This window comes from Mesorhizobium sp. M0923 (assembly GCF_040319365.1).
Classification (GTDB): domain Bacteria; phylum Pseudomonadota; class Alphaproteobacteria; order Rhizobiales; family Rhizobiaceae; genus Mesorhizobium.
In genome coordinates, this window is the sequence record NZ_JAMYNW010000008.1 from 53,330 (window position 1) to 71,544 (window position 18,215).

Consider the following 18,215-nt stretch of genomic DNA (forward strand, 5'->3'; position numbering starts at 1 on the left):
CGAGCTAGCCGATCGCCTTCTCCAAAACCAGCGCCGGCAACCCTGTGGCGCCGCCGCAATCGGCCGTGTCGCCGGCGGGCAAGAACCCTCTCGAGCGGTAGAAGGCGATGGCCGGGGCATTTGCTTCCTCGACCTCGACGCGTAGCGTTCGGGCCTCCGGAAAGCTGGCCTCAATCTCGTCCAGCAGCGCCTGGCCGATGCCTTGCCTCTGCCAGGCCGGATGCACGTAAAGCTGGTTCAGCATGACGATCCTGGCATCCGTGGTGGCGGCGGCGAAAGCCATGCCGCCGATGCTTTTGCCGTCGTCGGCGACTAGGAACTCCGAGTTCGGCCGCGTCAGCCGTGCTTTGAGCGCGGCGATCGAATGCCATTCATCGGTGATTTCGGTAACCCGCGCCGCGCCGTAGATGGCGTCATAGGTGGCATGCCATGTCTCGATCAGCAATGCGCGCACCGCCGCCAGATCGCGCTCGCCGGCGGTGCGGACGAACATCCTACTCGATCCCGAGCTTGGCCTTGACCAGCTCGTTGACCGCCTGCGGATTGGCCTTGCCGCCGGTCGCCTTCATCACCTGGCCGACGAACCAGCCGGCCATGGTCGGCTTGGCACGCGCCTGCTCGACCTTGTCCGGGTTGGCCGCGATCACCTCGTCCACCGCCCTTTCGATGGCGCCGGTGTCGGTGACCTGCTTCATGCCACGGCTTTCGACCAGCTGACGCGGATCGCCGCCCTCGTTCCAGACGATTTCGAACAGATCCTTGGCGATCTTGCCGGAGATGGTGCCTTCCTTGATCAGGTCGATGACGGCACCAAGCTGGTCGGGCGAAACAGGAGCGTTTTCAATATCCTTGCCGGCCTTGTTCAAGGCCCCCAGGAGGTCGTTGATGACCCAGTTGGCGGCGAGCTTGCCGTCGCGCCCGGCCGCCACCTTCTCGAAATAATCGGCGACCGCCTTTTCCGATACCAGGATCGAGGCATCGTAGGTCGACAGGCCAAGCGAAGCGATCAGCCGAGCCTTCTTGGCGTCGGGAAGTTCCGGCAGGTCCTTTGCCAACTCGTCGACATAGGCCTGGTCGAATTCCAGCGGCAGAAGATCGGGATCCGGGAAATAGCGGTAGTCATGCGCTTCTTCCTTGGAGCGCATCGAGCGCGTCTCACCCTTGTTGGGGTCGAACAGCCGCGTTTCCTGCTCGATCCTGCCGCCGTCCTCGAGGATGGCAATCTGGCGGCGCGCCTCATAGTCGATGGCCTGGCCGATGAAGCGGATCGAGTTGACGTTCTTGATCTCGCAGCGCGTGCCGAATTCGCCGCCGGGCCGGCGCACCGAGACGTTGACGTCGGCCCGCAACGAGCCTTCGTCCATATTGCCGTCGCACGTGCCGAGATAGCGCACGATGGTGCGCAGCTTGGTGACATACGCCTTGGCTTCATCGGCGGAGCGCATATCCGGCTTGGAGACGATCTCCATCAGCGCCACGCCGGAGCGGTTGAGATCGACATAGGACATTGTCGCATGCTGGTCGTGCATCGACTTGCCGGCATCCTGCTCCAGGTGCAGGCGCTCGATGCCGATCTCGATGTCCTCGAATTCGCCCTGCCGGTCCGGGCCGACCGAGACGATCACCTTGCCCTCGCCGACGATCGGCTGCTTGAACTGCGAGATCTGGTAGCCCTGCGGCAGGTCGGGATAGAAATAGTTTTTCCTGTCGAAGACCGATTTGTGGTTGATCTCAGCCTTCAGGCCCAACCCGGTACGGATCGCCTGCTTGACGCATTCCTCGTTGATGACCGGCAGCATGCCGGGCATCGCCGCGTCGACCAGGCTGACATTGGCATTGGGCGCGGCGCCGAAAATGGTCGAGGCGCCGGAAAACAGCTTTGCCTGCGAGGTCACCTGCGCATGGACCTCGAGGCCGATGATGATCTCCCAGTCGCCGGTGGCGCCGGGAACCAGGCGCTTGGCGTCGGGCGTGCGGGTATCGATGAGGGTCATAGTGGCCTGCATAGTGGAATTGCGGATATGCGAGAACGCATATTTTGATGTGCAACTTCGCTAGTGCAAACCGCCAAGAGAGACAAGCGCAAAGCCGCGGGCGCCGACGCGGCACAGGCCCGCACCTGCCGCGATGGACTGCTATAGCAGCTTGAAAAAATTCAATGGCCGGCAACCCGGCCGCCCTCACCTATGCCGTGGCGATATAGGCCCTGATTTCCTCGGCCTCGCGCTCGACGTCCTCGATGCGCCGCTTGACCACGTCGCCGATCGACACGATGCCGTCGAGCAGCCCGTTCTTTTCCACCGGCAGATGGCGGAAGCGGCCCTTGGTCATGATCTCCATGACCTCGTTGACGGTGTGGTTCTCATTGCAGATCTTCACCTTGGGCGTCATCGCCGAGCGGATGGCAAGGTCGAGCGCCGCCGCCCCCTCCTTGGCAAGAACCCGCACCACATCGCGCTCGGAAAGAATGCCGACGATCTTGTGATCGCCGTTGGTGATGACCAGCGCGCCGATCCTGTGTTCGGAAAGCATGCGGATGGCTTCGCTGAGCTTTTCGTTCGGCCCGAGCGTCACCACGTCGTGGCCTTTTGCCTCGAGAATTGCCTTAACAGTCATGACGTCCTCCTCTGCATTTCCTGCCGGCTCCTGCCTTGGCCGGCTTTCCCTAGTATGAACATGGTGCGCCGCGATCGGTTTCATTTCAAGTGCGGAGGTCTCAGGTGTCCGGCTCGTCCGCCTGTTGGAGCGCCTGCTCTCGCCGATCGAAGAACCGCAGGCCGAAGAAGCCGGCAAGAAAGCCGCCAATATGGGCTTCCCAGGCGATCTGGCCGTCAATGCCGGGCGCCAGGCCGAAGAGGCCGGTCGCCAGGTTGATCACCATCCACATGGCGAGAAAGGTGACGACGCCGCGCGAGCGCAGCACCGCCGCCATCGGCAAAGGCTGGCCGGCGAAGGCGGCCTTGCCCGACGAGCGGTCGATGCGGAAGCCATAGCGCGCCGCCGCACCCATCATGCCGGAAATCGCGCCGGAGGCGCCGACCAGCGGCGCTTCGCCAAGCGGATGCATGGCCCAGAACAGCGCCACCGCCGCCAGTCCGGTCGCGGCGAAGAACAGGCTGAAGCGCAACGCGCCGAAGCGGTTGGCCAGCGGTGAGCCGAAGGCCGCGAGCCACACCATGTTGATGGCAAGATGGGCAAAACCGCCATGCAGAAAGGCATAGGTAAAAGGGCTTGAAAACGCGAAGAAATCCAAGTCGAAGCGGCCGGAATAGCGGATCGGCACAAAGGCTGCCCGGACAAGCAGTTCGAAGTCCTGGTCGTCGGTCAGCCAATAGACCCGGATCAGATGGACGGCGACGCAGATGCCGATCACCGCCAGCACCACGGGCGGCAGGTTGAACACCGGTTCACGGCGTTGCTCCGGTTCGCGGGCGGCAGGCCCACTCTCGCCCTGCTCGATCTCCGGTGGGCTTTCTGGGTCGCTCATATGGCTTGCACTCAGTCGCTGGATTGGACTTCGCGAGCATGTAGATCACGGCCAACCGAATCACAAACGGCGAATCAGCAGCTCCGAATCAAAAAAGAAGCCGTCCAAGGTTTCCCTTGAACGGCTGGTCGAGCCCCCTTGCTCCCCCTGAACTCTTGACTGAAGTGCTGCCGATCGTCGCAAAACGACCGCTTCTGGAGTGGTTTTGGTGTGCCACAGGCCTGGCCGGCGCGCAACGTAAACCAGTTGTTAACCTTAACCGCCCCGACCCGTGAACAAGTATTAACGATGCTGGCACGCATCCTGCTCCGCAACGCATGTAGGTCTTCGGAGGGCGCCCTTCTGTTCACCGATGGGACATCAGAAGACAGAATGCGCGGAGCAGCATTAGCATGAACCAGACCGGATCGATCACGCTGTTCCATTATTGGAACCGATTGCGTGACGGACGCCCTGCCCCGAAGCGCTCGGAAGTCGAACCGGCCGACATCAAGTCGCTGCTGGCCGACACGTTCATCCTGGAAAAGGACACGCGCGGCGAAGCGGTGTTCCGGCTGGCCGGCACCAGGCTTTGCGCAGTCTATGGCCGTGAACTCAAGGGGTTTTCATTCCCTTCGCTGTGGCGCGAGAAGGACCAGCGGCTGATCTCGAAGCTGACCGATGGCGTCTTCGACCTGAAATCGGTGGTGCTCATCACCTATGAGGGTTTCAGCCGCAACGGCCGTTCCAACAGGTTCGAGCTGCTCGCACTGCCGCTCGACGGCGGTGTCGAGAGTCCGCGTTGCCTCGGCGTGATAAGCGCCGTTGAAAAGCCCTTCTGGCTGGGCGCCGACCCGGTTCTCGACGCGTTGATCGATTCGATCCGTGTCGTCGATCCCGACAAGGAGCCGATGTTCCTGAAGAACCGCCCGGCGATCGAAGTTCCCTCGCTCGCCCCATCGGAATTCGACCCGCCCGAGACGATTTCGGCGCTCGGCCAGGCCCGTCGCATCCGTCACCTGGTCGTCTTCGACGGCGGACGCGAAGAATGATGCCAAAGCTTAAAGCAACAGTGCCGGGCTTTCCCCTTTGTTAACCTGCTTTGTTGTAGTTTTCCGCTGAAATTCCCCGCATCCATGCGCGGAATGCCGAACGGGGTATGGCAGTCATGAGGTCAGCGGCGGTCGACCATGCGCCGTCCCAAGCTGAAAGGCGTAACTTTCAGCGCGTCCGCGTGAAGATTTACGGACGTTTCATGCTGGAAGACCGCACCGAACATCCCTGCCAGGTGGTCGACATGTCGCCCGGCAACGTCGCACTGCGCACCGAGCGCGCCGGCCTGCCGGGTGAAAAGGTCATTGCCTACATCGATCACATCGGCCGCATCGAAGGCGTCATCACCCGCACTTTGCAGGATGGCTTTGCGATGACCGTCATCGCGTCGGACCGCAAGAGGGACAAGCTCGCCGCGCAACTGACCTGGCTTGCCAATAAGCACGAGCTCGACCTGCCGGAAGACCGCCGCCATGAACGCGTGGCACCGCGCAACCCGACGAGCGTGCTGCAACTTGCTGACGGACGGCAGTACCAGTGCCGCATCATCGATCTGTCGCTGTCGGGCGCCGCGATCGAGATCGACGTCAAGCCGGCCATCGGCGTCCAGGTGACGCTGGGCACCATGCGCGGCCAGGTTGTTCGCCATTTCGAAGATGGCGTCGCCATCGAGTTCGCCGTCATCCAGCGGCCGGAAACGCTCGACACCGAATTCAGCTCGCCGCGCGGCTGACGCGAAAGTTTTAGCACCATCGCGAAGGATCGCCATCCTAGCTGTTCGAACGGTGCGACGAAGCATGGGAATGCACCCGGCTAGAATCCTTAAATAATTCTATACTCAATTGCATCCAATTTTATGTTTATTCTACTGGCGTTTTACTTAATGTCTACTTCGCGCTTTTGCGTCAAATAAATCCAGCCGTGTCATTGTCTCCTCAAACGGGGAGACTGAATAATGAAAAAGACGAGGGGCAAGCTGTTGCTGGCGGCAATAGCGATGCAGCTTTTCGGCTGGGGGACTGCAAACGCGGCGGAGCCGGCCTTCATGCACACCGGCGGTCGCACCACGCAGCCGGTCGGTCACTACGAATTGTGCCAGCAGCTTCCGCAGGAATGCAATCAGAGGACGCCGAACCGGGCACCGGTCGAGCTCACCCGCAAGCTGTGGGCAACGATCGTCAAGATCAACAATTCGGTCAACAGCAAAGTGGCGCCGCGCACCGACATGGAAATGTGGGGCAAGGAAGAAGTCTGGTCGTTTCCCAAAGGCTTCGGCGACTGCGAGGACTATGCGCTGGAAAAGCGCCGCGAACTGATGAGCATGGGCGTGCCGGCCGGCGATCTGCTGATGACGGTGGTGCGCCAGCGCAACGGCGACGGCCATGCGGTGCTGACCGTGCGCACCAGCCTTGGAGAGTTCATCCTCGACAATCTCCAGCCCAAGGTGCTGTCCTGGACCAAGACCAGTTACACCTACCTGAAGCGCCAGTCCGACCGCAATTCCGGCGCCTGGGTAACGATCAACGACGGCCGCTCCGACGCGGTCGCCAGCGTCCGCTGAGGACGCGACGGAAAACCCGGTCGAGTCCCCACCCTCCCCGTCCCCAACGACCGGGTTTAGGAGCCGGCCCCGTCCCCGGGCCGGCTCCACCATTTCTGGGCTTGCGATAGGCGGCCTTCACTGCCTGGCGCTAGACCTTCTTCAGCCCCGCCCTGAACCGCCTCCCATTGGCGACATAATGCGCGGCCGAGGCGCGTAGCCTCGCGATTGCTGTCTCGTCGAGCGTCCTGACGACGCGCGCGGGCGAGCCGACGATCAGCGAATTGTCGGGGAATTGCTTGCCTTCGGTGACCAGTGCACCAGCCCCGACCAGCGAGTTGTTACCGATCTTCGCGCCGTTCAGCACGATGGCGCCCATGCCGATCAGGCTGTTGTCGCCGATCGTGCAGCCATGCAGCAAGGCACGGTGGCCGATCGTGCAGCCTTGGCCGACGGTTAGCGGAAAGCCGGCGTCGGTGTGCATGATGGTATGCTCCTGCACGTTGGTGTCGGCGCCGATGACGATCGGCTCGTCGTCGCCGCGGGCGACGCCGCCGAACCAGAAGCCGGCGTTGCGGCCGATCCTGATATTGCCGATCAGCGTGGCGTCGGGCGCGATCCAGTTGCTGTCGGCGTCCTCGAAGGTGGGCGCTTTTCCGTCAATCGCGTAGATCGGCATCGCTGTCTCCAGATTGTCTCACACCGACAAGGTGCCAGACCCTAGAAGCGAAGCCGCCCACGACGCAATGGCGATCACCACCATGCCCAGCGCCAGCGCCCAGACGGTCGCCGTACAGCCGCAGGAGATCAGCCCCAGCACCGAGATGCGACGCTCGCGCCAGGCGTCCAGCGCCTCGTTGACGAACATCAGCGGCCCGGCGCAAGCCGTCGCGGCGAGCGAGCGCAGCATGTGCTTCGACGATACATAGGGCTGGACGAAGGCAAGCTTGCGGCCGGCGACCAGTTCCATCGCCGATCCGGCCAGGCCGCAAGCCGTCAGCCCAGCCATAAAACTGAATATGATTTGTTCGACCGGGCTCATCTTTACCCTCCGTTTACCATGAAATCGCACAGTCGCCTGCAAAGCTGCGTAGCAAGAGCCGTGCCGCGCCGAGTGTGCCGTTCAGGCACACCGATGGGACGGCAACGAGGATCGCGATGAAGCAGGCAGCCGCCACAGAGGGCCCGCAACTCAGCGTCGTCGATTCGACGCTGATGAAGCGGGTGTTTTATGCGTTCGCGACGCTGGCGCTGCTTTCGGTGGCGATCAGCCTTGGCGGCAAATGGTTCGGCCGCTCGATCGCCATGGCCGGGTACACCGACGACACCACGGTCCACAAGGTCGTCATCGGCAACAACATCATCGCCGTGCCGGCCAATGTCATTCGCTTTGCCCAGGCCCGGCGCGACGGCATCGCCTCGCGGCTCGACCTCTATTTGCGCTATCCCGAGCTGGACGGCTACAGCGAGGTTGCCCGCAACGACTTCAACCACACCGGACCCAGCAAGGACATCATTTTCCTGTCGTTCGAGCCGCAGATGATGTCGCGCGACATGAGCGGCCGCTTTGCGCCGATCTACAGCGCGCTGATCGCCAAGCCGGGTACGCCCGGCCCTGGCGGCACCACACTTTACGCTTTCAGCGAAAAATCAGGCTATCTCAACGAAGTGCTGGCGGTCGCAAACCGCCCCGGCAAGGATCCGTTCGTTGCCCGCTGCCTGAGCGGCCCGAGCGCGGACGAATCGCTGGCGCCCTGCGAACGCGACATCCTGGTCGGCGACAATCTCAGCCTTACCTACCGCTTCCCCCGGGAATTCCTGGGCGACTGGCAGGCGCTCGACGCGGCGATTTCTGGCGAGGCAGCGCGCGTGCTGAAGACAGGGCGGTAGGGCTTGATCCTTCGACCGACCCTGAAGGGCTGTGGGCTGGAGCCCCGCCAATCGGGCTACCAATCTCCAGGGTTTGCGATTGGCTGTAGGCCCACCACGCCTTCGTCATCCTAGGGCGGAGCAGGAGCGAAGCGACGTCGCGGAGACCCTAGGATCCATGCCGTTACGCCAGTCGAAGAATGCAGCGGCTCAGAACGGTGCTTGCATCCGCAACAATGCCTACTACCCTTCAGCCATGACGGGCTATGCCTACATGACTGCAAGCCAGAAGCGCGGCACGATCTACATCGGTGTCACCAACGACCTCGGCCGCCGCATGCCGGAGCACAAATCTGGCGAAGGCTCACGCTTCACCAGCCGCTACGGCGTACAGCGTCTGGTCTGGTACGAGGAACATTTCGACATTCGCGACGCCATCCAGCGCGAGAAGTCGCTGAAGCGCTGGCCACGCCGGTGGAAGATCGAGCTGATCGAGAAGACCAATCCAGAGTGGTTCGAACTGTTTCGCGGGACTGGTTGGTAGAGGACGCCCAGCCGGTGCCAAGAAGCATTCGATTCTGGTCAGAGCGGAGCACTGCCGCGAGGTAACGGCATGGCTCCCAGGGTCTGCGCCGCGTCGCTTCGCTCCTTCCTCCGCCCTGGGATGACGAAGGGAGGGATGCTCCAGCCAGTCTCCGAGGTTTGCGCTCCGCCATCAGGCGGTCCCGCCTGCAACAAGCAGGTCCGGCCAGCACCAAATTCCCGGCTCAGGCCAGATCGATATCGAGGATCGCCATCGAGAAATTATAGTCGCCGTCATCCTCGTCCTTGAAGACGATGCCGAGGAACTCGTCGCCGACATAGACCTCGGCCGAATCTTCCTTGCGCGGCCGCGCCTTCACTTCGAGTTTGGGGTTCTGGAAGGTGCGTTTGAAATAGGCGTCCAGCTTTCTGATTTCGTCCGGCTTCAACAGTCTTCTCCGATCGTCGCTTGCTCAAGTGCGTCGCGTCTGAAGAGATCGATGCGACGCGCTTTAAATCTTGCTTCATGCATGTCGCTATCCCAAAACAGCTGGGCACTATTGGGCGACATGCATTGGTGAGCGCGCTTCTGGCACGTCGACAATGGCCATGTAAAGGCAAGCCGGCATAGAGGGCAGGAATTCAGCCCCCTGCTCGAGCGCTCAGATGTCGAAGCTGACGACGTGGTCCATCGTCTGCGACGGCAACAGCTGGTCCATCTGCCGCGAAGGCTGGTCGCAGCCGGTCTCGCCGACGACGCGGGCCGGCACGCCGGCAACCGTCTTGTTGTGCGGCACCGGCGACAGCACCACCGAGCCGGCCGCGATCTTGGAGCAATGGCCGATCTCGATGTTGCCGAGGATCTTGGCGCCGGCGCCAATCAGCACGCCATAGCGGATCTTGGGATGACGGTCGCCGCCGGCCTTGCCGGTGCCGCCCAGCGTGACGCCGTGCAGGATCGACACGTCGTCCTCGATCACCGCCGTCTGGCCGACGACGAGGCCGGTGGCGTGGTCGAGGAAGATGCCCTTGCCGATGCGGGCGGCCGGATTGATGTCGGTCTGGAACACCGAGGACGATCGGCTCTGCAAATACAGCGCGAAATCCTGGCGGCCCTGGTTCCACAGCCAATGCGCCAGCCGGTGCGTCTGGATGGCATGAAAACCCTTGAAGTAGAGCACCGGCATGATGAAGCGGTCGCAGGCCGGATCGCGGTCGTAATAGGCCTGGATGTCGACGCGCACCGTCGTCGACCAGTCCTTGTCGTCGGCCGCCATCGCCTTGAATGTCTGGCGGATGAGGTCGGAGCCGATGTCCTGGTGAGCGAGGCGCTCGGCCAACCGGTGGATAACCGCTTCTTCCAGGTTTTCCTGATTGAGGATGGTCGAATAGAGGAACGCCGCCAGCAGCGGATCGCGGTTGACCGCTTCCATTGCTTCATCGCGGATCGAACGCCAGATCGGATCTACCGGCTGCACCCTGGTGGGACGGGAAATCGTAACGCTGTTCATCTGATGTCTCCGGCCATCCAATGTCTCAGGCCATCCAATGTCTCGGCTTGGCGGCTTGCCTATTCTCCGGCCGCACCTATAAGCCAGATCATAGCACGGGTGAACTCAATTTTCCTTAGTGCTTCGTCAAATGGATTTGGTTGGCGGAATTTCAAGCAGCCATGGAAAACGCAACCTTGATGGACGAGACCCTGAAGCGCGAGCTTTCCGCGCTGTATGACGCCGCGGATCGCCACTACCACGACCTTGGCCACATCGAGGCGATGCTGGCGCTAGCCAACGATTACAAGGCATTGCTGCATGATCCTGAAGCAGTCGAAGCGGCGATCTGGTTCCACGACGCGATCTACGACGGCCGCGCCAAGGACAATGAGGCGAGGAGTGCCGCACTTGCCGAGACAAAGCTCGCCGGCCGCGCCGATGCACAACGCATCCGTCGCATCGCGGCGATGATCACTGCCACCGCCGGCCACGAATTGCCGTCCCTTGGCGACCAGCATTCCGTTCGTGACGCGGCGCTGTTCCTCGACATGGACCTGGCGATCCTGGGTGCTGCGCCTGACGTGTTCGACGCTTACGAACAGGCGGTTCGCCGCGAATATCAGTGGGTCGATGAGCCGATGTGGCGGGCCGGCCGTGCCGCTGTCCTAAAGGGCTTCCTCGCGCGTCCGCATATCTTCCATAGCGAGGAATTCCGCCGGCGCTTCGAAACCCAGGCCCGGCAAAACATGGCGCGCTCGCTCAGGGCGCTTGGCGATAACCTCAGCCCAGACAAATCCTAATCCGGAAACGTCTCCATGCGCTGCGCATAGGCCTTGAAACCGGCTCGCCCGTAGACAGATCGCGCGCCCGGATGATCGTGAGTGTCGGTGTGCAGCCAGACCCTTTCAGGTTCATGCGACCAGACGGCGCGCAGCGCCCGGTCGAGCAGGTATGGCCCAAGCTTGCGGCCCTGAAGAGCCGGAACGACCCCGAAATGGGCCAATTCGACAACCGGCTGGCCGACGCCCGTGAATTCGCACAGGCCGGCTGCTTCGCCATCGACGCGCAGGACATGGATATGCGTCGACGGGCTGGCGAGAAGGCGCTCAAGGTCGCCCAAGGGCATGCGCAGCCGCTGATCCCATTGCACAGGCTCGCCAACGGCGCGGTAGAGGCTGATGTAATCAGCGACGCCAAGCGTTTCGCGCATCACCGCCGCGCCCGGTGCGGGTGCGGCAAAGCCGCCGCTGGACGGCGGCTCGGTCATCTCCAGATAGGTGACGACAAGATCGACCATGGCAACTCGCGCAGATTTGAAGCTGAGGGGTCGCGTCGGTCGCTTGCCTGCCGGAGGCTTGTCGAGATCAGGTGAATGCGCCAAAAGTCGATGCCATTGCCCACAGCATGAACCCCCCGGCCGCAAGCGACGCGCCATTGACCACGATGCCAGCCAGGCCGAGCACACGATTGTCGTCTGGGCGCCCCACGGCCATCAAGCCGAAGACCACGCCGATAAGATGTGCCAAAGGGCCGGCCATAAAAAATACCGCAGCGAAGAAGCCCGTCGCACTGTTCTGGAGCAGTGGGGAGGCGTCGCTCGGCATTGCTATCAACGCGGTGATCGCAATCGCCCCTGTCGCCAATGCGGCCACCGCTAGAACAACGGACCATTCGCCGAACCTGCTTTTCGCAACGACGCCCGGCAAAGCGGCGTCGCTTCTTCCCCATTGTGCCATCGTACCCCCCCTGCCCTCGTTCAGCGCGTGGCGGGTTTGAACCGATCCACAAGTCGCGCTTATTTACTGCTGTATCGTTGCAAAACCGCTAAGAACCCAGCTTCAGGCCCTATGGCCGCTTTGGGAGCCGTCCATCAAAGCGGATGCTCCCCATAAAACTCCAGCACACGCTGCTTGAAGGATTTGTCGCCGACCGCCAGCATGTGGTCGCGGCCTTCGATATGAAATGCCCTGGCGTTCGGCATCAAGGCAGCGAGTTCATCCGGCGAGCCGCCGATGTCGTCCTTGGTTCCCACCGCAATCAAGGTCGGCTGGGCAATGCGGGCAATGTCGGCCTCGCTCAGCAATTCGCGCGACGTGGCGATGCAGGCGGCGAGCGCCCGGCGATCGCTGCGGGTCTGGTCGGCGAAGGCGCGGAACGAGCGGCCGCGCGGGTCGCTGGTGCCTGCGGGATCCTCGGCCAAGAGGGCGTCGGCTATCGGATCCCAGTCGCCGACGCCGTCGACCATGCCGATGCCGAGACCGCCGAAGACCAGCGTCGCCACCTTGTCCGGCTCGGAGAGCGCCAGGAAGGCCGATATGCGCGCGCCCATCGAATAACCCATGACATGGGCGCGTTCGATGCCGAGATGGTTCAAAAGCGCTGCCGCGTCGGACGCCATTTTTGCCGGCGTGTAGTCTGCTTCGTCATAGCTTTTCGACGACGAGCCATGGCCGCGATTGTCGAAGGCGATCGCACGGTAGCCGGCATCGTTCAGCGTCTTGAACCAGCCGGGCGACACCCAGTTGACGTAGTGGCTCGACGCAAAGCCGTGGATCATCAGCACCGGATCGCCCTGCCCCGATGCTGGCTGGCGGTCAAGGAAAGCAAGCTCGAAACCGTCATGGGAGAAGAACTGCATCGGCCGAAGATCCTGCCCGTTCAGTCGGAATCGACATTCGGCGCATCGCCCTTGTCGGGCGGCGGCATGGCTGGCCCCGCCGCCGTGCCGATGGCCGGATGGCGCAGCAGGTCGCCGTCCTTGATGCCCTTTTTGGCGGCGGTTCCTGCCTTGAGCTCGAGCACGAAGCGCACCGGTTCGTCCGGCGAGATGATCGCCTCCGACTGCGGCTCGCCTTGCTTGATCGCCCGGATTCGGCCGTCCTGGCCGACGAAGATCAGGTCGAGCCGCAGCGGCGTGTTCTTCATCCAGAAACTCACATCCTGCGGCGCACCGAAGACGAACAGCATTCCGTGATTGTCGGCCATGTGGCGGCGGAACATCAGGCCGGCCTCGCGCTCGGCGGGCGTGTCGGCGATTTCGACGGAAAAAGAACGCTCGCCGGCCTTCGTCACCGCGACCAGCGGCGCCGGGTCGACCGGAAGGATCATCGCCTTGCCGTCGGCCGAACTCGGTTGCTGAAAATAGAAGAAGGCGCTTGTGGCGACGATGAGGAAAATCCCGGCGCAGAGCGCGCCCGCCGTCAGCCGGTTCCTGTGAGCCATATGAAATCCTCGGCCGGAACTAATGCGAGACCGGCAAGGTACCCATATCGGGGTGAATTTCGGCAGCCATAAGGCCTTTGTCGCCGCGTCCGAAGCGGACCAGCACCACCTGGCCCGGACGGAGTTCGGTGATGCCGTAGCGGCGCAGCGTCTCCATGTGGACGAAAATGTCCTCGGTGCCCTCGCCCCGGGTCAGAAAGCCGAACCCCTTGGTGCGGTTGAACCATTTCACCAGCGCCCGTTCGAGGCCGCTTTCCGGCGTCACCGCGACATGGGTGCGCTGCTCCTGCAGCTCTGCCGGATGCACCGCCGTGGTGACATCCATCGAGAGCACGCGGAAAGCCTGCAGCCCGCGCTCGCCCTGCTTGACCAGGCAGACAACGCGGGCGCCTTCCAGGGCGGTCTGAAAACCGTCCTTTCGAAGGCATGTCACATGGAGGAGGATGTCGCCCGAAGAACCATCATCGGGAAGGATGAAACCGTAGCCCTTGGCCACGTCGAACCATTTGATGGCGCCGGCGATTTCGACGAGATCGGCCGTATCGGCGCTCTCATCCCGCTTCAACGCATCGCTACCGGCCCCGTCCCGCCCCATGAAAGAGGCCTTTTCCCCCATAAGAACGCCCCCTTTTTTCAAGAAACACCGCAACTGATTCTTGACGCCAGATTAACACCGCGGCTTCCGGTGTGTGCAAGACCTGACGTGCCTTTTTTCACGGTTCCATACAGGAATAGCGGATTTGTCGTTTGCCGGCGCCGGCAAGCGTGGCCAATTGCCCTTTGGCCGGGCCGCCCCTATGTTGCGCCGCAACGCAACATACGGAGGAAATCCATGCGCTATCTGCATACCATGGTCCGCGTCGCCGACATCGATGCTTCGCTCGATTTCTACTGCAACAAGCTTGGCCTGAAGGAAGTGCGCCGCCACGAAAGCGAGCAGGGCCGCTACACGCTGATCTTCCTCGCCGCGCCCCAAGACGAGCAAAGCGGCATCAGCGAGAAAGCGCCGCTGGTCGAGCTGACCTACAATTGGGATCCGGAAGACTACAAGGGCGGCCGCAATTTCGGCCATCTCGCCTATGAGGTCGACGACATCTACGCCACCTGCCAGCGGCTGATGGACAATGGCGTCACCATCAACCGGCCGCCGCGCGACGGCAACATGGCGTTCGTCAAATCGCCGGACGGCATCTCGATCGAGCTGTTGCAGAAAGGCCCGGCAAAGCCGAAGGCCGAGCCCTGGGCGTCGATGCCGAACACCGGAAGCTGGTAACCGATCACGCTATCTTGAGCGGACGTCGCCTGGCCCTGGTTCGGTTTCGCGTCCGCATTCCCAAGGAGAATTCATTCATGCCGACCAGCCATGTCGACGTCGCCACCGAACATGCCAGCCGCTATCTGCAGCAGCTGTGCAAACATTGGGCGCACAAATTCCCGGTCGAATTCGACCCGAACCACGGCAGCATCGATCTGACGCTCGGCCGCACTATTCTCGATGCCGACCCGACGGCGCTGCATATTGCGGTGACGACCGACGAGGCCGCCTCGCTCGAGCGCCTGGAAACGGTCGTCGCCGACCACATCAAGCGCTTCGCCTTCCGCGAAGAGCTGGCATTCGACTGGAAACGCGCTCCGGCCGCGTAGACGACCTATCAACCGCCGGCCTTGGCCATCTCCAGCAGCATCAGCACGGTGCGCCAATTGCGCGCCGTGCCGGGCACCTTCAGAACGCGCGGGATGAGATTGGCAAAGACCGATTTGCCGAGCCCGTCGGGCGCATGCAGGTAAAGCACGTCGCCCTTGATCTCGAAGCGTTCGGGCCCAGTGCATTTTTCCGCCAGCCGGGCGAACTCGTCGGCGGTCGGCTGGCGCTCCAGCGCATAGGCGTGCAGCTTGGTCGGCTCGCCCGCGACTTCCGGATAGGGATTTTCCGCCGCCAGCCGCTCGAGCCAGCCGAGATCGCGCACCATGATGCGCGAGTGGAATCTCCATTTCTTTTCGAATTCCGCTTCCAACCGCCTGGTCAGCATCGCCGCATCGCCATCTGGCGACCGGAAGACGGCGTTGCCGCTCTGCACATAGGTGGCGATATCTGAGAAACCGAGCTCCTCGAAGAATGACCTGAGTTCTGCCATTTTGACGATGCGATTGCCGCCGACGTTGATGCCGGAAAACAGCGCGACAAAAACCTTTCCCTGAGTGCTCGGAAGATCGTTGCCGCTCATATGATGAACCCGGCGAGCGTCTCGTTGTCGGTAATGTCCTGATAGTGGACGCTCTCGGCGTCGAAATTCGCCTTGAGCAGGTCGAAATTGCGGCGGTCCTTGGTTTCGATGCCGATCAGCACCGAACCGAAATTGCGCGCCGATTTCTTCAGATATTCGAAGCGGGCGATGTCGTCGTCGGGGCCAAGCAATTCGAGGAAATCGCGCAACGCGCCGGGCCGCTGCGGAAAACGGATGATGAAGTATTTCTTCAAGCCCTCGAAGCGCAGCGCCCGTTCCTTCACATCCGGCAGCCGCTCGAAATCGAAATTGCCGCCGGACACGACGGCAACGATGGTCTTGCCCCTGATTTCCTTTTTGGGAAAATCTTTCAGCGCGTCGATCGCCAGCGCGCCGGCCGGCTCCAGCACGACGCCTTCGACATTGAGCATTTCGATCATGGTCGCGCAGAGCCGATTTTCCGGAATCAGCCGCACTGCGTCGGCGGCAAACTCCCTGAGGTGGCGCAGCGGCTCGCGGCCGATCTCGGCCACCGCCGCGCCGTCGACGAAATTGTCGACCTTGGCGAGCTTGACCCGCTTTCCGGCGGCGAGGCTCTCGCTCAGGCTCGGGGCGCCAGCCGGCTCGCAAAAGACGAAGCGTGTTTCACGCTGCTGGTCGGCGAAATAATGGGTGACGCCGGCGGCCAGGCCACCGCCGCCGACGGGCAGCATGACGATATCAGCCATGCGCGCCCCGGGCATCTGGCCTGATATCTCGTAGGCGACGGTCGCTTGTCCTTCGATGATGTCCTTATGGTCGAACGGGGGCACCATGTGGGCGCCGGCAGTTTCGGTGAATTCGAGTGCGGCGCGATAGCAGTCGTCGAAGAAATCGCCGACCAGCCTGATCTCGACGAATTCGCCGCCGAACAGCCGCGTCTTGTCGATCTTCTGCTGCGGCGTCGTCACCGGCATGAAGACGACGCCCTTTTTGCCGAAATGACGGCAGACGAAGGCAAAGCCCTGCGCATGATTGCCGGCCGAAGCGCAGACAAACAGCTCGGCATTGTTGCCGGCGGCCAGCGTCTTGCGGAAGAAGTTGAAGGCGCCGCGGATCTTGTAGGAGCGCACCGGCGTCAGGTCCTCGCGCTTCAGCAGCACCCGCGCGCCGGTCTTCTTCGACAGGTAGTCGTTTTCCTGCAGCGGCGTTTCCGGAAAGATCTCGCGGATCGCGGCAGCGGCGGCAGCGACGCGAGAGGAGAAACTGGTCATGGCAAGAGCACCCCACAGGCTAGCCGAATTCGGTCCCGCTATTGCATATCCGGCCTCGCGAAGCCATTGTCCGGCCACCCGAAAGGGTGTTCCCAAAACCTCGTTGGCCGTTAGGAGCGTCTGTTCATGCCTGTCGCATCGGTGGCCCGGAAAACCGTGTCGCTGCCGGAGTTCGGCGAGCCGACGGTGATGCCGCTGGTTACGCGCGCCACCTATGAGGCCCGCATCGCGGCACTGGTCGCGCGCGGCGGGTTCGATGCATTGGTCGTCTATGGCGACCGCGAACATGCGGCCAATGTCGCCTATCTCTGCGGCTACGATCCGCGCTTCGAGGAGACGCTGCTGGTCATCGTTCCCGGCAAGTCGCCGAAACTGCTGGTCGGCAATGAGGGCTGGGGCTATGCCGAAATCTGCGACGGGCCGTACGAGCGCGTGCTCTACCAGACGTTTTCGCTGCCGGCGCAGCCGCGCGACCGCTCGCAAGCGCTGGCCGACATCCTCGTCGATTGCGGCCTGAAGGCCGGCCAGCGCATCGGCGCCATCGGCTGGAAGCCGTTCGGCCCCGGCGATGCCGGTTTTGGCGAAACGACGCTCGACCTGCCGTCCTTCATCGCCGACACCTTGCGCAGCCTTGCCGGCGACAAGAATGCCGTAACGGGGGGCGTGATCGTCAACGCGGCGAACCTTTTGATGAACCCTGCCGACGGCCTGCGCGCCATCAACGAGGCCGACCAGCTGGCCGCATTCGAATTCGCCGCGACCTATTCCTCGCAAGGCCTGCGCAATGTCCTGCAAGGCATCGAACCCGGCATGACCGAATTGCAGGCGGCGCGGCTGATGGGCATCAACGGCCTGCCGCAATGCTGTCATCCGATGCTGTCGGCCGGCAGGCGTGCGGCCTATGGCCTGCCGAGCCCGCGTCTTGACGTCATCGAGCGCGGCGACCCCATCACCGTGGCGTACGGCATCCAGGGCTCGCTAAATGCCCGCGCCGGTTTTCTGGTCGAGGACGCGGCCGAGCTTCCAAGGGGCATCCAGGACTATGTCGAGAAGCTGGTCGCGCCCTATTTCTGTGCCGTCGTCGACTGGTACGAGACGGTCGGCATCGGCGTTCCCGGCGGCGCGTTGTGGCAAGCGGTGCACGACCGCATCGGCGCTCCGTTCTTTGGCGTGTCCCTCAATCCCGGCCATCTCATCCATATCGACGAATGGATGCATTCGCCGGTATTTTCCGGCTCCGACATCAGATTGAAGTCGGGCATGGCCTTGCAGGTCGACATCATCCCGGCGACCGGCACCGATTATTTCACCACCAACATCGAGGACGGCATCGCGCTGGCTGACGAGGCGCTGCGCGAAGAGATCGCCGCGCGCTATCCCGAAGCCTGGCACCGCATCGAGGCGCGCCGCGCCTTCATGACCGACGTGCTCGGCATAAGGCTGAAGCCGGAAGTGCTGCCCTTTTCCAACATTCCGGCCTTCCTGCCGCCGTTCTGGCTTTCGCGCAACAGTGCGATGGCAGTCGAGCGGCGCTGAGCGCATTTCGGCGCCTGCGACTTACTTCCGCCGCAC

24 protein-coding genes are annotated in these 18,215 nt (G+C 62.6%); 9 read left to right on the top strand and 15 right to left on the bottom strand.

Features of this window, described 5'->3' with window-relative positions; genetic code table 11:
• Window positions 1-4: 4 nt before the first annotated feature.
• The 4 genes from NKH89_RS15530 to NKH89_RS15545 all read right to left on the bottom strand — a co-directional run bounded on the left by NKH89_RS15530 (window position 5) and on the right by NKH89_RS15545 (window position 3,487).
• The gene (locus tag NKH89_RS15530) at window positions 5-493 is read right to left on the bottom strand and encodes a GNAT family N-acetyltransferase (RefSeq protein WP_352496720.1); all 489 of its coding nucleotides are present in this window, start codon (window positions 491-493) and stop codon (window positions 5-7) included.
• A 1-nt stretch (window position 494) separates the two neighbouring features.
• Complete coding sequence (gatB, locus tag NKH89_RS15535; protein WP_352496721.1) at window positions 495-1,994, bottom strand: Asp-tRNA(Asn)/Glu-tRNA(Gln) amidotransferase subunit GatB; 1,500 nt, start codon at window positions 1,992-1,994, stop codon at window positions 495-497.
• A gap of 190 nt (window positions 1,995-2,184) precedes the next feature.
• The gene (locus NKH89_RS15540) at window positions 2,185-2,616 is read right to left on the bottom strand and encodes a CBS domain-containing protein (RefSeq protein ID WP_023717464.1); all 432 of its coding nucleotides are present in this window, start codon (window positions 2,614-2,616) and stop codon (window positions 2,185-2,187) included.
• 100 nt (window positions 2,617-2,716) lie between these two features.
• On the bottom strand, window positions 2,717-3,487 hold the full coding sequence (locus NKH89_RS15545) for a rhomboid family intramembrane serine protease (protein ID WP_023717463.1): 771 nt from the start codon (window positions 3,485-3,487) through the stop codon (window positions 2,717-2,719).
• A gap of 392 nt (window positions 3,488-3,879) precedes the next feature.
• Between NKH89_RS15545 and NKH89_RS15550 the strand changes: the two genes are divergently transcribed.
• From NKH89_RS15550 to NKH89_RS15560, 3 genes are all read left to right on the top strand, one after another.
• Window positions 3,880-4,518, top strand: coding sequence for a PAS domain-containing protein (locus NKH89_RS15550; RefSeq protein ID WP_023717462.1), 639 nt, complete (start codon window positions 3,880-3,882; stop codon window positions 4,516-4,518).
• Between the two features lie 116 nt (window positions 4,519-4,634).
• Window positions 4,635-5,252, top strand: a complete 618-nt coding sequence (locus NKH89_RS15555) for a PilZ domain-containing protein (protein WP_352909270.1) — start codon at window positions 4,635-4,637, stop codon at window positions 5,250-5,252.
• Window positions 5,253-5,474: 222 nt separating this feature from the next.
• A complete protein-coding gene (locus NKH89_RS15560) occupies window positions 5,475-6,080 on the top strand; it encodes a transglutaminase-like cysteine peptidase (RefSeq protein ID WP_352484541.1) in 606 nt (201 codons plus the stop codon).
• 130 nt (window positions 6,081-6,210) lie between these two features.
• Here NKH89_RS15560 and NKH89_RS15565 read toward each other — a convergent pair whose 3' ends face one another.
• Entirely contained in the window at window positions 6,211-6,738 is a 528-nt protein-coding gene (locus NKH89_RS15565) for a gamma carbonic anhydrase family protein (RefSeq protein ID WP_352909272.1), read from the bottom strand.
• An 18-nt stretch (window positions 6,739-6,756) separates the two neighbouring features.
• Window positions 6,757-7,101 (bottom strand): DUF6949 family protein, encoded by a 345-nt coding sequence (locus NKH89_RS15570; RefSeq protein ID WP_352481124.1) that lies wholly within the window; start codon window positions 7,099-7,101, stop codon window positions 6,757-6,759.
• Between the two features lie 116 nt (window positions 7,102-7,217).
• Between NKH89_RS15570 and NKH89_RS15575 the strand changes: the two genes are divergently transcribed.
• Entirely contained in the window at window positions 7,218-7,949 is a 732-nt protein-coding gene (locus tag NKH89_RS15575; RefSeq protein WP_352641174.1) for a hypothetical protein, read from the top strand.
• 235 nt (window positions 7,950-8,184) lie between these two features.
• Window positions 8,185-8,472, top strand: coding sequence for a GIY-YIG nuclease family protein (locus NKH89_RS15580; RefSeq protein WP_352481307.1), 288 nt, complete (start codon window positions 8,185-8,187; stop codon window positions 8,470-8,472).
• Window positions 8,473-8,695: 223 nt separating this feature from the next.
• On the opposite strand, the gene NKH89_RS15585 is transcribed toward NKH89_RS15580, so the two are convergent.
• Window positions 8,696-8,899 (bottom strand): DUF3126 family protein, encoded by a 204-nt coding sequence (locus NKH89_RS15585; RefSeq protein ID WP_023674799.1) that lies wholly within the window; start codon window positions 8,897-8,899, stop codon window positions 8,696-8,698.
• 213 nt (window positions 8,900-9,112) lie between these two features.
• Complete coding sequence (gene cysE, locus NKH89_RS15590) at window positions 9,113-9,961, bottom strand: serine O-acetyltransferase (protein WP_023717455.1); 849 nt, start codon at window positions 9,959-9,961, stop codon at window positions 9,113-9,115.
• 161 nt (window positions 9,962-10,122) lie between these two features.
• On the opposite strand from cysE, the gene NKH89_RS15595 reads away from it, so the two are divergent.
• Window positions 10,123-10,743 carry an HD domain-containing protein gene (locus tag NKH89_RS15595; protein ID WP_352495845.1) on the top strand — a complete coding sequence of 207 codons (621 nt, stop codon included), beginning with the start codon at window positions 10,123-10,125 and terminating at the stop codon, window positions 10,741-10,743.
• Here NKH89_RS15595 and NKH89_RS15600 read toward each other — a convergent pair.
• The 5 genes from NKH89_RS15600 to NKH89_RS15620 form a co-directional block, all read right to left on the bottom strand.
• Entirely contained in the window at window positions 10,740-11,240 is a 501-nt protein-coding gene (locus NKH89_RS15600; protein WP_352495844.1) for a GNAT family N-acetyltransferase, read from the bottom strand. The genes NKH89_RS15595 and NKH89_RS15600 overlap by 4 nt on opposite strands.
• Window positions 11,241-11,307: 67 nt before the next feature.
• Complete coding sequence (locus NKH89_RS15605; protein ID WP_352495843.1) at window positions 11,308-11,679, bottom strand: hypothetical protein; 372 nt, start codon at window positions 11,677-11,679, stop codon at window positions 11,308-11,310.
• A 134-nt stretch (window positions 11,680-11,813) separates the two neighbouring features.
• Window positions 11,814-12,581, bottom strand: coding sequence for an alpha/beta fold hydrolase (locus NKH89_RS15610; protein ID WP_352481128.1), 768 nt, complete (start codon window positions 12,579-12,581; stop codon window positions 11,814-11,816).
• Between the two features lie 20 nt (window positions 12,582-12,601).
• Entirely contained in the window at window positions 12,602-13,165 is a 564-nt protein-coding gene (locus NKH89_RS15615; protein WP_352495841.1) for a DUF192 domain-containing protein, read from the bottom strand.
• A gap of 19 nt (window positions 13,166-13,184) precedes the next feature.
• Window positions 13,185-13,781, bottom strand: coding sequence for a cold-shock protein (locus NKH89_RS15620; RefSeq protein WP_502895906.1), 597 nt, complete (start codon window positions 13,779-13,781; stop codon window positions 13,185-13,187).
• 216 nt (window positions 13,782-13,997) lie between these two features.
• On the opposite strand from NKH89_RS15620, the gene gloA reads away from it, so the two are divergent.
• Together gloA and NKH89_RS15630 are read left to right on the top strand one after the other, a co-directional pair.
• On the top strand, window positions 13,998-14,438 hold the full coding sequence (gene gloA / locus NKH89_RS15625; protein WP_352481131.1) for a lactoylglutathione lyase: 441 nt from the start codon (window positions 13,998-14,000) through the stop codon (window positions 14,436-14,438).
• A gap of 77 nt (window positions 14,439-14,515) precedes the next feature.
• Window positions 14,516-14,809: a DUF2218 domain-containing protein gene (locus tag NKH89_RS15630; RefSeq protein ID WP_352481132.1), complete on the top strand. Its 294-nt coding sequence runs from the start codon at window positions 14,516-14,518 to the stop codon at window positions 14,807-14,809.
• An 8-nt stretch (window positions 14,810-14,817) separates the two neighbouring features.
• Here the strand turns inward: NKH89_RS15630 and NKH89_RS15635 are convergent, their stop codons facing one another.
• A complete protein-coding gene (locus NKH89_RS15635) occupies window positions 14,818-15,390 on the bottom strand; it encodes a DUF1697 domain-containing protein (RefSeq protein WP_352641165.1) in 573 nt (190 codons plus the stop codon).
• Window positions 15,387-16,643 carry a threonine ammonia-lyase IlvA gene (gene ilvA / locus NKH89_RS15640; protein ID WP_352495840.1) on the bottom strand — a complete coding sequence of 419 codons (1,257 nt, stop codon included), beginning with the start codon at window positions 16,641-16,643 and terminating at the stop codon, window positions 15,387-15,389. Before ilvA ends, NKH89_RS15635 begins: the two co-directional genes overlap by 4 nt.
• 126 nt (window positions 16,644-16,769) lie before the next feature.
• Here ilvA and NKH89_RS15645 point away from each other — a divergent pair, with 126 nt between their 5' ends.
• Complete coding sequence (locus NKH89_RS15645) at window positions 16,770-18,179, top strand: hypothetical protein (RefSeq protein ID WP_352909277.1); 1,410 nt, start codon at window positions 16,770-16,772, stop codon at window positions 18,177-18,179.
• The last annotated feature ends 36 nt before the right edge of the window (window positions 18,180-18,215 follow it).